General features: G+C 70.5%; 9 protein-coding genes. 3 read left to right on the top strand and 6 right to left on the bottom strand.

Annotation, left to right across the window (positions count from 1 at the left end):
• Positions 1-364: 364 nt before the first annotated feature.
• The 3 genes from JKP76_RS17785 to JKP76_RS17795 form a co-directional block, all read right to left on the bottom strand.
• On the bottom strand, positions 365-1,114 hold the full coding sequence (locus JKP76_RS17785) for a F510_1955 family glycosylhydrolase (protein WP_200492151.1): 750 nt from the start codon (positions 1,112-1,114) through the stop codon (positions 365-367).
• 305 nt (positions 1,115-1,419) lie between these two features.
• Positions 1,420-2,079, bottom strand: coding sequence for a DUF305 domain-containing protein (locus JKP76_RS17790; protein ID WP_242471999.1), 660 nt, complete (start codon positions 2,077-2,079; stop codon positions 1,420-1,422).
• 665 nt (positions 2,080-2,744) lie between these two features.
• Positions 2,745-3,059 carry a hypothetical protein gene (locus JKP76_RS17795; RefSeq protein WP_163208142.1) on the bottom strand — a complete coding sequence of 105 codons (315 nt, stop codon included), beginning with the start codon at positions 3,057-3,059 and terminating at the stop codon, positions 2,745-2,747.
• Between the two features lie 221 nt (positions 3,060-3,280).
• On the opposite strand from JKP76_RS17795, the gene mobF reads away from it, so the two are divergent.
• From mobF to JKP76_RS17810, 3 genes are all read left to right on the top strand, one after another.
• Positions 3,281-7,579, top strand: coding sequence for a MobF family relaxase (mobF, locus tag JKP76_RS17800; protein WP_242472284.1), 4,299 nt, complete (start codon positions 3,281-3,283; stop codon positions 7,577-7,579).
• A complete protein-coding gene (locus JKP76_RS17805) occupies positions 7,515-8,885 on the top strand; it encodes a toprim domain-containing protein (RefSeq protein ID WP_242472000.1) in 1,371 nt (456 codons plus the stop codon). Before mobF ends, JKP76_RS17805 begins: the two co-directional genes overlap by 65 nt.
• Before the next feature lie 239 nt (positions 8,886-9,124).
• Positions 9,125-10,018 carry a hypothetical protein gene (locus JKP76_RS17810; protein ID WP_200492153.1) on the top strand — a complete coding sequence of 298 codons (894 nt, stop codon included), beginning with the start codon at positions 9,125-9,127 and terminating at the stop codon, positions 10,016-10,018.
• A 63-nt stretch (positions 10,019-10,081) separates the two neighbouring features.
• On the opposite strand, the gene JKP76_RS17815 is transcribed toward JKP76_RS17810, so the two are convergent.
• The 3 genes from JKP76_RS17815 to JKP76_RS17825 form a co-directional block, all read right to left on the bottom strand.
• Positions 10,082-10,729, bottom strand: a complete 648-nt coding sequence (locus JKP76_RS17815) for an Abi family protein (protein ID WP_163208149.1) — start codon at positions 10,727-10,729, stop codon at positions 10,082-10,084.
• Between the two features lie 181 nt (positions 10,730-10,910).
• Positions 10,911-11,057 carry a hypothetical protein gene (locus JKP76_RS21670; RefSeq protein ID WP_242472001.1) on the bottom strand — a complete coding sequence of 49 codons (147 nt, stop codon included), beginning with the start codon at positions 11,055-11,057 and terminating at the stop codon, positions 10,911-10,913.
• A 334-nt stretch (positions 11,058-11,391) separates the two neighbouring features.
• Entirely contained in the window at positions 11,392-12,912 is a 1,521-nt protein-coding gene (locus tag JKP76_RS17825; protein WP_163208153.1) for a type IV secretory system conjugative DNA transfer family protein, read from the bottom strand.
• Positions 12,913-12,917 lie beyond the last annotated feature (5 nt).

The following is a 12,917-nucleotide window of genomic DNA, read 5'->3' on the forward strand; positions in this document are numbered from 1 at the left end:
TGGTGGTCCTGTTCCAGGAGCGGACCCGGCGGGCGATGGCCTCGATCACCTCGCGGACCTTTCGTCTGCCTCGACCACGGGCTGGAGGCCTCGAACCTCCCCTTCCATCCGACGAAGAGCCTGAGGCAGTCGTCCTTGCGCTGGATAAGCCGCGAGACTGCTGGCCTCCTGTGTGGCCCGACAGGTTCCTACACCGACCGACGCATACCCCCTGCCAGTACCTACACCATGAGACCGTATACCCCCGGGGGGTGTAATGCAACGACGCACCGAGTACTCACCCGAGGAGGACCTGGGCGGGCATCGACCGGGGCGGCAGATAGAGAGCTGTTCGGCTCCCAGTGCTGACTCATCCCGCCACGCCTCAGTCCCCCAAGACCACATCAAATGTGAGTCCGCCGTCGTCCGACTCCACCAACGCCGTGGCCGTCACGACGGCGATCCGCAGCGAGCCCCCCGCCGAGGAGGTCGCCGCCACAGCCTGCGGGGGTGATTCCAGCTTGGGCCCCGCCTGCCAGGTAGCGGCTCCGTCCGCGCTCGTCCACACCGAACCGGACGGGTCCACGCCCGCGACGTTCATGCCGTCGTCGGCCCAGTCGACCACCTGGAGGAGCGGTGCACCGTCGTTCCGGACCCAGGAGCTACCGCCGTCGACGGAGCTGAGGAGACCCTGCTCAGTGGTGGCGAGGATCGTCCGCCCGTCCGGTGCTGCGGCGAGTGTCGCCGGAGCCGCCGGAATCAGTAGCTGCTCCCACTCGTCGCCGTCGGCGCTCCGCACGAGGGAGCCGTCGTAACCGAGGACCCCCGCATCGCTGACCGTCAGCGCATGGAAGTCGGACTCGCCCTGCCGGGATCGCGGTTCCCACGTCCGGCCGCCGTCCGTCGACTCGATCAGCCCGACCGGCTCCGGCAGGTCGACGTCCGGCCCGGGATGCCCGGAGGCGAGGAAATGCCCCGGTCCGCGGACAGCGAAGCCCATCAGGTCGATGACCGGCCCTATATGGGTCGACTCTCCGTCATCGCCCACTCCGAAGAGCCCGTCGTGCGTGGCCAGGAGAAGTTGCCCGTCAGCTGGGTCGATCGCGACACCGTGGATATGGCTGGAGGGGAGCATGCCGGCCGTCACTCCGTCCGGCTCGGTCTCCGACTGCGCGGTCGAGGAGGTGCAACCCGCGACAAGCAGCGCGGAGGCCGCCGCCACAGAAAGCGCTCTCGCGATCCCACGAACTCGAGCCATCGGGGAACGACGAGCGGCATGAACAGATGTAGCCGGGCGACGCAGGTCAGAACGCATGGGGTGGTCCTTCGAGACGGAGCGGCTGATGACGAGGGAGCGCTCCGGCCCGGTGGCCTGGAGCGCGCAGAGCTGTCGACGAGTGGCGCTGTCCCGCGTCCGGAACAGCGCCACCCGTCGCGGCGTCAGCCGCCCAGCTCGGTCAGCAGCGTCTGCATCTCCTGGATCTCAGCGGTCTGCGACTCGACGATCTCCCGAGCCATCTCGACGGCGTCCTGATCAGAACCGTCGGCGATCTCCGTCTCGGCCATCTCCACGGCGCCCTGGTGGTGCGGAATCATCATGTCCAGGAACATGCGATCGAACTCAGCGCCGGAAGAAGAGTCCAGCGCCGTCATGTCCTCCTCGGACATCCCTTCCATGTCCATGCCGCCGGAGCCGTGGTCCATGCCGCCCATGTCCTCCTCGGGCAGCGGCTCGCCCCACTCCTCGAGCCAGCCGGTCATCGTCTCGATCTCCGGCCCCTGCGCCGCCTCGATTCGGTCGGCCAGGTCGATCACCCTCGGGTCGGAGGCCCGGCCGTCGGCGAGCTGAGCCATGCGCAGGGCCCCCTCGTGGTGCGGGAGCATGCCCTGGACGAATGCGACGTCGGCCTCGTTGTGGGTGGTCGCGCTGGCGGAGCTGGTGGCGCCGGCACTGCGATCGGCACCGTCGTCAGCTCTGGTGCCGTCGCTCCCACCGGAGCAGCCGGCGAGAACGACGGTTCCTGCCAGGAGTCCGCCGGCCAGGCGGACGAGTCGTGCGGTCGTGCGAGTCATCAGAATTCTCCTGCAGTTGTAGGTCATAGGCGTGCGCGCAGGACCCGACTGAGCTATGGGCGGAGTCGGGTCAGGGCATTCGGCCTAGATCCGCAGAAGACAGAGAGCGGACAAGTCCGGTGGTCGAGGGACCCTCGACCACCCGGTGTGCCACATCGGAGAAGGAGCCCGAGCGCGAACGCTCGATGCCGATGCTCGACCGATCAGCGTTGCCGCAGCCAGCGCACTCACGCCAGTGAGGACCACGGCCAGGCAGACCGCCATCAAGGCCGAGCCGTGGGGCGGAGAACCGTCCGGAGAGAGATTGGCGGCGACGGCCATAGTCATTGCAGCAGACATCGTCGCGGGCGACAGGTGAGGTGCGGCGGCGAGCGCTGAGTCGATTTCCACCGCCTGCACGGACAGGGCAGACGGGACGTGTCCTGCTTCGGTCATCCCGTGGTCGGCGACGTCGGTCGCCATGCACTGGACCCCGTGCATGCTGAAGACAGCAGCGAGCAGTAGCAGTGCCCACATGCGTCGCGCCGACATGCCACCCCCCCAAGGACTGAAGCCAGGCTACTAGCGCGTGTAGGACTGGCCGCCACCTCTGGTTGAGCCGCCTCGAAGCGCCGCGACTCCGCCAGCCGTCACAGCGGATCCTCGTCCGCTCCACGGGGAGGACCACTGGAGTCACTTCGGTCGATTTCGCGTCACTTGGCTGTGGCCGCCGGTCGGTCGGTCGTCTTCGTCAGCCGCCGGACCTCGGCGGGATCCAGCTCCAGCAGCGCGGCCGCTCGCTCTGCGGACACGTCCTCGGCGAGCAAGGTACGGAGCGTCTCGCCGAGTGCCGCCGTCGCCACTGCCAGGGCCTGCTCCGCCTCGCTTCGCGCCTCCAGGGCCACCAACGCCTCCGCCGTCGCCTCCTCGACCCGACGGTCGTGCTCATCGCGGGCGGCGTCCAACGCCCGTCGTCGCTCCCGCGCCTTCGTCAGTGCTGCCGCCTGTCGACCCACCGTTCTGGCCACCGCTTCCTCCGCTCGCCCAGCTGACCGACCGCCCGGATCGTCACACGGCCTCATGACACGGCTGCCGACCTGAGCGTCACCCCAGCAGCCCGGCGACCAGAGCAGGCGTCACCCCACCCTCTGCGACCTGACACACCTCATGCATCACGGCCCGAACCGCCCCTTGTCGATGCTTCGCGCGGCCGGACCGTGGCAGAGGTGACCGCGACTCTCGGGTCGTGATGACGCTGCACAAGCTCACCGCGGGGGACGGATACACGTATCTGACCCGCCAGGTGGCGGCGCACGACACGACCACCCGCGGGTTCGACAACCTGGGTGATTACTACACCGAGAAGGGTGAGGCTCCGGGCGTCTGGATGGGACGCGGGCTTGCCGCCGTGCCTGATTTTCCGGTTGGTGACCGGGTCACCGAGGCGCAGATGGTCGCGCTGTTCGGGGAGGGGCGGCACCCGAACGCCGATCAGATCGAGCGCGCCGCGCAGCTCGCCGGCAAGGACCCGCAGCAGGTCGATCAGGCCAGCCGCCTGGGCGCGCCCTACCGCATTCACGAGCAGGCCAACATGTTCCACCGCCGCTCGGCCGGGGCGTTCCGCGACCGCAACACCGCGCTCGGCCTGCCCGCCGACGCCCCCGTGCCGGCCGACGAACGAGCCCGCATCCGCACCGAGCTGGCGACGACGATGTTCTTCGAGACCTACGGCCGTCCGCCCGCCGACGCCCGCGAGCTGTCCGGCCATCTGGCCCGCATCTCCCGGCAGGCGACCACCGCGGTCGCCGGGTACGACCTGACGTTCAGCCCGGTCAAGAGCGTCTCCACGCTGTGGGCGATCGCTCCGCCAGAGGTTGCCGCCGTCATCGAGCGGGCGCACGCCGACGCCGTGGCGGACGCCTTGACCTGGTTGGAGGACCACGCCGCCTACACCCGCACGGGGCGCAACGGAGTGGCACAGGTGGAGGTACGCGGGCTGATCGCGGCGGCATTCACCCACCGCGACTCGCGGGCCGGCGACCCGGATCTGCATACCCACGTGGCCGTCAGCAACAAGGTGCAGACCCGCGACGGGCGGTGGCTGGCGCTGGACGGTCGGCTGCTCTACAAGAACAACGTCATCGCCTCCGAGCGGTACAACACCCGCCTGCAAGCCCTGCTCACCGAGCGGCTCGGCGTCCGCTTCGCCGACCGCCCCGACGCCGACCCGAGCAAGCGCCCAGTTCGGGAGATCGTCGGCGTCGATGGCGAGCTGCCCAGCCTCTGGTCGTCGCGTCGGGCGTCGATCGACACCCGCCGCGCGGAGCTGTCGGCGCAGTTCCAGGCCGACCACGGGCGGCCGCCGACGCCGAAAGAGGCCGTGTCCCTGGCGCAACGGGCCAATCTTGAGACCCGGCAGCGCAAGCACCAGCCCCGCTCCTACGCCGAGCAGCGCGCCGCCTGGCGCACCGAGGCGCTGGCGGTGCTGGGCGGGGAGAGCGGCCTGCGCGACTACCTCCGCGGTGCACTCGTCCCCCGCCGCGGACCCGAGGCGAAGCGCCCGACTCGCAGGTGGGTCGACCAGACCGCCGAGCACGTGCTGTCGACGGTGCAGAGCTCGCGCGCGATCTGGCAGGTGAACCACGTCCGCGCCGAGGCGGAGCGGCAGGCCCGCGCCGCCGCGATCCGGCTGACCGACCTCGACGGAGCCATCGACGCCGTCGTCGACAGAGCGCTGTCCCTGTCGACGGCGTTGGGCAGCCGCGGACCGGTGACCGAGCCTGCGGCGCTGCGCCGCTCGGACGGCAGCTCGGTCTACACCGTGGCCGGTTCGACGCCGTACACCTCGACCGCGATCCTCACCGCCGAGCGCGCCATCCTTGCCGCGGCCGGACGACGCGATGGGCGCGTGGTGCCGGCCGCGGCCGTCGACGTTGCGCTGCTGGAGGCCACCGCCAACCGGGTCGAGCTCAACCCCGGCCAGGTGCAGCTCGTCCGCGAGCTGGCCACCTCCGGCGCCCGGGTGCAACTGGCGCTGGCCCCGGCGGGCACCGGGAAGACCACCGCCCTGCGTGCGCTGTCCGCGGCGTGGCGGGCCGGCGGCGGGAACGTCGTCGGCCTTGCTCCCTCGGCGGCGGCGGCCGCGGTGCTGGGTGAGGAAGTCGGCACCGACACCGACACCCTGGCCAAGCTGATCCACGCACTGGCCACCGGCAACGCCGTCCCGCCGTGGGTCGAGCGCATCGGCCCGGACAGCCTCGTGGTCATCGACGAAGCCGGCATGGCCAGCACTCCCGACCTGGCCCGGGCGATCGCATTCGTCACCGAGGCCGGCGGGTCGGTCCGGCTGATCGGCGACGACCAGCAGCTGGCCGCGATCGGCGCCGGCGGAGTGTTGCGCGACATCGCCGCCACCCGCGGCGCAGTCACCATCTCGCAGGTCCTGCGGTTCACGGACCCCGAGACCGGCGCTCCCGACCACGCCGAAGGCGCCGCGTCCCTGGCGCTGCGCGACGGCGACCCGGCCGCCCTCGCCTACTACGTCGATCACGGACGGGTGCACGTCGGCGACCTGGCGACGGTCACCGACGACGCCTACACCGCCTGGTCGGCCGACCGCGCCGCCGGCCGCGACGCCATCATGCTGGCGCCCACCCGAGAGTTGGTCGCCGAACTGAACACCCGCGCCCGCCGCGACCGCCTCGCCCAGCAGAACGGCGCGATCGGTCCCCAGGTCACCCTCGCCGACGCCTCACAAGCCTCCGCCGGCGATGCGGTCATCACCCGCCGCAACGAGCGCACCCTCCCGATCAGCGCCACCGACTGGGTCAAGAACGGCGACCGGTTCACGGTCAGCGCCGGTTACGACACCGGCGCCCTCGACGTCGTTCACCAGCGCACCGGACGGCACCTCACCCTGCCCGCCGACTACGTCAGCGACTACGTCAGCTTGGGCTACGCCACCACCGTGCACGGCGCACAAGGCCTCACCGCCGACACCTGCTACACCGTCGCCACCGGCGAGGAGTCCCGCCAACTGCTCTACGTCGCCCTGACCCGCGGCCGGCACGCCAACCACCTCTTCCTCACGACCGCCGGCGACGGCGACCCGCACAGCGTGATCACCCGCGACGCGCTGCTGCCGCCCACCGCCGTCGACGTCTTGACCCGTGTGCTCACTCGCGACGGCTCACCGACCTCGGCCACCAGCCAAGCCCGCGAGCTGACCGATCCCGCCGCTCTGCTCGCTCGCGCCGCAGACCGGTACTACGACGCGCTCAATACCGCCGCAGAGGAGCGCCTGGGCCTGGAGGCGCTCGAGGCTATCGACGCCGCCGCCGACGCCGCGATGCCGGGCCTGACCATGCAGGCGGCCTTCCCCGTCCTGCGCGCACACCTGGCGTTGTGCGCCGTCTCCGGTCGTGATCCCTCCGATGTCCTCCGGCATGCCCTGACCTCGGATCGACGTCTGGACGACGCCCGCGATGTGGCTGCGGTCCTGGACTGGCGTATCGACCCCACCGGGCGCCACTCGGCCGAGACCGGCCCCCTGCCGTGGCTGCCCGGCCTTCCGAAGGCGCTCGGCGACGACCTCGAGTGGGGCCCCTACCTCGCCAACTCCGCCGACCAGGTCAGCTCACCGGCCGTCGACGTCGCCGCCCGTGCACGCGCCTGGACCCCCACCAGCGCTCCCGCGTGGGCGCGTCCGCTCATCGACCGCGATCCCCAGCTGGTCGCCGATCTCGCCGTCTGGCGCACCGCCCACAACGTTGACGACGCCGACCGCCGTCCCACCGGCCCGGCGCTGCCGCGCGCCGCTGACGCACGGGCCCAGCGAGCGCTTGACGACCGGGTCACGCGGCTGCTCGGCGACGGGCGCGCGCTCACCGCGCGCTGGGCGCCGCTCGTCGACAGCATCGACCCACGCATCGCCGGCGACCCCTACTGGCCGGTCCTGGCCGAGCGGCTCGCCGCCGCCGACCGCGCCGGCATCGACATCACCACGCTCACCCAGGCCGTCGCCGCCCAACGTCCCCTGCCGGACGAGCAGCCCGCCGCCGCGCTGTGGTGGCGACTGTGCGGGCAGCTCTCCCCCGCCGCGATGACCGCCACCGGCACCTCCGTCTCCGAGGCGCTGCGCCCGGACTGGAGCCCCGTCCTGGCCGACGTCGTCGGCCCAGCGGCCGCCGAGCGGGTGGTCGCCGACCCAGCCTGGCCCGCGCTGGTCGCCGCCGTCACCTCTGCCGGCGACGCCGGCTGGCAGCCCGACCAGGTGCTGTCCACGGCCCATGACCTGCTGCGCGCCGGTCATCCCGACGACGACCAACTGCGCCCCGACGAGCTGGCCACCGCCCTGGTGTGGCGCGTCGGCGTGCTCACCGACCCGGCATCCGCCGCACGCACGAACCCCGCGACGCCGCCTTCCGATTTCGAACACCTGCCTACAGCCGACGGAGTTGCCGACGATGACTGGCTGGCCAGTCTTGTCGAACCCGACGACACCGGACTCCTCCATGAGGACCTGTACGGGGACGACCCTGGCCGCTGACGAGCATCACGTCTCGGCACAAACCGACCGCCGGGCCGCGAACCCGAGTCACCGAGCCGCAACTGACCGGGCTGACGAAGAGGGAATTCGCGTTGACCGGGAGCGCCTCCTGGAGCTCAACCAGCAGGCCGCCGACTTCTTCACCGCCAAGTACCGCGACTCCTGGGCACCGGCCTACCTCGTCGACCGGCTCGGCACCGGTCTTGCCGGCGACGAGCGGTTCACCGTCGGCTACGCACCCGACGGTTGGACCACGTTGACCAGCCACCTGCGCCGCCTCGGCGCCACCGACGCCGAGATCGTCGCCGCCGGCCTGGGCAGCTACGCCTCCACCGGCCGGGTCATCGACCGTTTCCGCGACCGGCTTATCTTCGCCATCCGCGACGGCGAGGAGATCCACGGCTGGATCGGCCGCCGCAACCCCGACCAGGACGGGGACCACGCCATCCCCAAGTACCTCAACACCGCCGAGACCTACCTGTTCACCAAGGGCAGCGAGCTGTACGGCCTGACCGAAGGAGCCGCTGAACTGGCCGCCGGCGCCGTCCCGGTCATCGTTGAGGGTCCCCTCGACGCGCTGGCAGTCACCCTCGCGGGCGACGGCGACTACGTCGGCATCGCGCCACTTGGCACCGCCTTCACCGATGCGCAGGCCGAGGCGCTACGCCCATTCGTCGGCGACGGAAGGTCCGGCATCATCGTTGCCACGGACGCCGACCGGGCCGGACAGCAGGCCGCCCAGCGCATCTTCTGGCAGCTCACTGCCCGCGGCGACGACCCCCGCCATCTCGTCATCCCGGCCGGCAAGGACCCCGCCGAGCTGCTGCAGACGGCCGGCGCCACCGCTCTGCGTCAGGCACTCGCGGCCTCCCCCAGCCTGGCCAGCGGGCTCATCGACGCCCGCGTCGCCGTCTACGCCGACCGGCTGGACACCGTCGAAGGTCAAGTGCACGCCGCTCGTCGCGCCGCCGAAGTCATCGCTGCCGTCCCGTCGACGAGTTGGCCGGTGCACCTGACCCACGTCGTGACCCGCACCGGTATCGCGCCCGACATTGCGCTGTCGGAAGTGTTCGACGCCGCCCACGCCCGAACGAAGAATGGTCGGGTTCCGGCAGGTGTAGTGCCGGCCGGCTGCCCGCCCGAGCCGGACTGGGACGCAGTGGCGGAGCCCTCCGTCTCCGAGGTGTCCGCAGCGGAGACGGGATCGGGATCGCTGGCCGGTAGCGCGCAAGCGGTCCAGCGGGCTGCCTCCGTCGGCCGACATCCTCTCCTCCCAACTCGGCCGACCACACGTCACCGGTTATGACCCCTAAGCAGATAGCTCGTGAGGTTGCCACCCGTCAGGGCCTGGCCTGACGGCGACTTCAAGGACACGTCCTGGCGTCCGGTGCGGACGGCTGCACGGGTCGCTCAGCAACCAGGATCGCAGTCGATGTACCCAGCATTCCGGGGGAGTCCGACACAGCGCCTCGCGAACGTATCGCCAAAGACTATACGGCCGAGTCGTGTTGACTCCCATGTCAAAGGTGATGGGAAGATTGCAGCATGCTCGCCATCTCCATCGTCGCATTGGTCATCTCGGCCTTCGCGCTGCCGTTTACTGTTTGGGCGGCACGCGCCGCGGCGAAACAAGCGAAGGCTGCCCATGATCAAACTCAGATTCAGCGTGAGCAGGTCGCTGCCGCACGCGAGCAAACACAGTTGCAACGTAAGCTTGCCCGAGATGCATCGCAGCCCTATGTATGGGCAGACATTCAGCCCGACATGCAGCAAGGCACCGTGATGCACGTCGTGGTCGGCAATAGCGGCCCCACTGTGGCGCGCAACGTGAGGGTGACATTCGACCCGCCCCTTCCAGCTGGCCAGCAGCAGTCAGACAAGGTCGAGAAGGTTCAACGCATACTCGCCACCGGCCTCCGATCACTCGCCCCAGGTCGGGTGATCCGATGGACGCTCGGTGCAGGCTACGATCTGCTCTCGACCGAGGAACCGCAGGTGCGCACCGTTTGTGTCGAAGGTGATGGACCTTATGGTCCGCTGCCTGTTCTCGAGATGCAGATCGACATTTCAGAGTGGCGGCAGTCCAGGGATGCGCCGGACGGCTCCCTACATCATGTGCGCGGGGCGATTAAAGACCTCACCAAAGCTGTCGACGGCGTAGGCAGGACAATGAAGCGTGCGGCTGACCGCCTAGAATACCCACCGCGAGAAACCTTCGAGCTCAACGAGATGGGCGACTCCTTCACCAGGAGGCAGCTCGCGTCTCCAACGCCCGACGATGAGACCGAGACGGGCACCGATCCAGCTCCATCATCACCACCATCGATTCCACAAACAATCGCGACGACGGAACCTTTAGCTCTCAGTGTTCTCGCGCGCGGCGTTGCGAATTCGCGCCGATGGGTGATGCACGGCGATCGCCGAGAGTCCAGACACTGATGGCGCTCCTGCAACCCGGCGGAGCCGCGATAGGATCAGCGCGGCTCGGCCCTAGCCTTCGTCCTACGGACGAGCGGTCAGCAGCTTGGGCACCGAGCTGGTGGCCTGCAGGTACTGACCCAGTTGGGGATCGAGGCGCGCGGCGAGGCCGGTCAGGTCGGCCAGGCGGCCGGCGACGTCGGTAGACAGCAAGGGTTCGTGGTGGGCCACGCGGTTGCGCAGTTCGTGAAGGCGACCCACCGGGCCGTCGACATGAAGGGCACGGTCGGTGCCCGACGGGAAGGCACGGTGCAGCGCGGGCACCCACAGCGTCTTCTCGTGCGCCGCAGAGCTGAGGTAGCGCCAGAAGCCGAACATGAGCTCGGCGACGATCTTCCCTGGCGGGGCGCCCGTACCGCCAGCGTTGGCGATGGCGTGGCGCAAGCTTTCCCGCGGCTTTTCGTTGACGTCGACGCGGCGTCGTCCGCGCCTGCGATAGACCGGCGCGAAGACGGTGTTTGCAGCCAGCGTCCAGTGCGGAGGACCCGGCCAGCGGGCGGACAAGGCGCCGTCGTATGCGTTGCGCAACCCGACCTCGACGTGCGCCAGGTCGTGCATCAGCGCCGCGCTGAGTTGGGCGTTCCACTCATACAGGGCCAGCGCCCGGTCTCGGTCCGCGCCTGTGGCGGCAAGGTAGACCGAGAATCGCGGGCTGCTCAGCCAGACCTCCACCCAGCCACCGGCCGGTGGGACGGCAGGCGGCGTCGGCGTTGTCATCAGAACCCATCTTGGCGTACAGTGCTCGCGAAAGCCCCGGTGGACCGCTGACCTCTGGTCATGTCGCCGGGGCTACGTCTTTTCCTTGCTTCCGTCCTCTCGCTCCCTTGTGGTGAGCCGCTGGTGCCTGCGCTGATCATCGCGGGGAGGCGTCGAGGGAGGCGGTGTAGCGGCTTTCGGCGGGCCAGTCCTGGTGCCGGCCGGTGCGGCAGGTGCTCTCCCCGAGTCTTTGAGCCATGCGCTCGCAGAACATCGGGAAGGCGTAGCGGTTCCATTCCTCCATCAGCTGGGGGCCTGTGCTGCGCTCTCTGCCTCCCACCGCAGCACCGCCAGCACCGGCAGCTCCCGGGCGATGTGGGCGTGGCGGGGCCAGCAGGCCGGGACCATCTGCACAGGCCGCCACGCGTACTCGTGATTGATCCATGCCACGACGTCGTCACACCAGCTCCAGACGGCTGCTCCCAGCTCCCCGGTGCAGGCGGCCGGCTCCCAGGGGCGCTCCAGGTCTGCCACGACGCCGGCTTGGGCCACTCCCCCGCGGTCGCCTCCACGCGCATTCCCCAGGAGCTCGAGCGCATGCAGCACCCCGAGGGGTGGCGGTGGGAACGGCAGGACGATCACCAGGACCGCGTCCCGGACAGCGGTGCGGCCGGCGGGTCGGCCCGGTCAACGTGCCGGCTCGGGCCGAGCCGGTGGTCGCGGGCGTAGGCCAGCGCGGCAGCCGTGCGCTGCTCGACGTCGACAGTGTCGGCACGGGCACCGCTGGCTCGCGCGCGGGCGGCGTCCAGCTCGGTGGCGAGCTGCTGGCCGTCCTTGCCGTCGAGGCAGCGCCGCAACCGGGCGATGATCGGCGGCGCGGTGCCTGCGACAACGAGGGCGTGCCGCTCAGGGATGCGACGGATGTCGCCGGGCCGCAGTACCCGCACGTCCTCGCCCGAGCGGGATGTGCCCATGCCGCCGGGCCCGTCGGTGACGGTCCGGCGGCTGACCCGCACATCGTCGAGCAGGTCGGACAGTTCCCGGTAGAAGTGGACGTCCTTGCCGCCGCCGAAAATGACGAGGTTGTTGGTGAGCCCGAACAGCGAGCGGGCCTCATCCTCGCCGTAGGAGACGACCATCTGTTTCCAGGTCTGGGCGGCGTAGATGAACGAGAGACCGACCGCGCGCTCGTTGGCCATTCGCACCCGCAGGGTCGGCAGCGGCGTGGTGGACGGCAGTTCGTCGAGACAGGCCAGGAAAGACGGGGTCAGCCGCCCGTAGGGCGAGGTAGTGGCGACGTGCAGAGCGGTGTCGAGCACATGCTCGGCAACCGCGGTCATCAGCGGTGCCGCCGAGGCGTAGGGGTCCTCCCGCCCGAGTAGGTACACCGTTCCCTGCCGGGCGATCAGGTCGGCCAGATCGGTCGCCGGCCGCCCGCGCGAAGGCACGCAGCGAGCCCTGATGTCCGGCTGGAAGAACAGCGCCATCGCTTGCTGGACCGTGGTCACCGTGTTGCCAACGGTGTCCGGACTGCCGTGCAGGGCGCCGATCAGCAGCCCGTCCCAGAACCGGGCTGCGTGCGGATGCTGCTGCAGGATCTCGGCGGGCTGCTCGGCGGCGACCGGGTTGGCGACCCACTCCAGGACGTGCTCCAGGGTGCGGCCGGTGAGTGCCGCCGCGTGCAGAAAGCCCTGCAGCACCTTGGCGGTCTCCGCGGCGTAGAACCGGGCGGCGTTGTCCTGCCGGCCCCCGGTGACCGCGCCAGCGACGGTGCCGGCGGCGAACGCCTTGGCTCGTCGCTCGGCGATCCGAGGATCGACGCAGCCGGCGACCGGATCCCACACCAGCTCCGGCAGTCCCGGCGCGGCGCCGAAAGGATCGAGCACCGCGACCGGGCGCGGCGGCTCGTCGGGGCTGGAAGGCCGCTGCCGCCGCCCGGCGGTCAGCAGCAGGTCGTCGACCTTGGTCAACGTCGCCAGCCCGGCGCCGCGGTGGGCCAGCAGGGCGGGAGCGAGCAGGTCGAGGGTCTTGCCGGACCCCTGCTCGCCGTAGACGCCGGTCGTGCGGTCGTAGCGGCACCACAGTTCCACCCCGTGCGGCTGGGAGGAGCGGCCCAGCCGCCAGCCGACGTCGGTCGGATCGAATCCTGACGTGAACATCCGAC

The sequence above is a fragment of the Blastococcus sp. TML/C7B genome, assembly GCF_016612845.1.
Lineage (GTDB): Bacteria > Actinomycetota > Actinomycetes > Mycobacteriales > Geodermatophilaceae > Blastococcus.

Coding starts and splice junctions, on each gene's coding strand:
- mobF (WP_242472284.1), top strand. CDS start 3,281: ATGACGCTGCACAAGCTCACCGCGGGGGACGGATACACGTATCTGACC.
- JKP76_RS17790 (WP_242471999.1), bottom strand. CDS start 2,079: ATGACCTACAACTGCAGGAGAATTCTGATGACTCGCACGACCGCACGA.
- JKP76_RS17825 (WP_163208153.1), bottom strand. CDS start 12,912: ATGTTCACGTCAGGATTCGATCCGACCGACGTCGGCTGGCGGCTGGGC.
- JKP76_RS17785 (WP_200492151.1), bottom strand. CDS start 1,114: ATGCTCCCCTCCAGCCATATCCACGGTGTCGCGATCGACCCAGCTGAC.
- JKP76_RS21670 (WP_242472001.1), bottom strand. CDS start 11,057: ATGGAGGAATGGAACCGCTACGCCTTCCCGATGTTCTGCGAGCGCATG.
- JKP76_RS17810 (WP_200492153.1), top strand. CDS start 9,125: ATGCTCGCCATCTCCATCGTCGCATTGGTCATCTCGGCCTTCGCGCTG.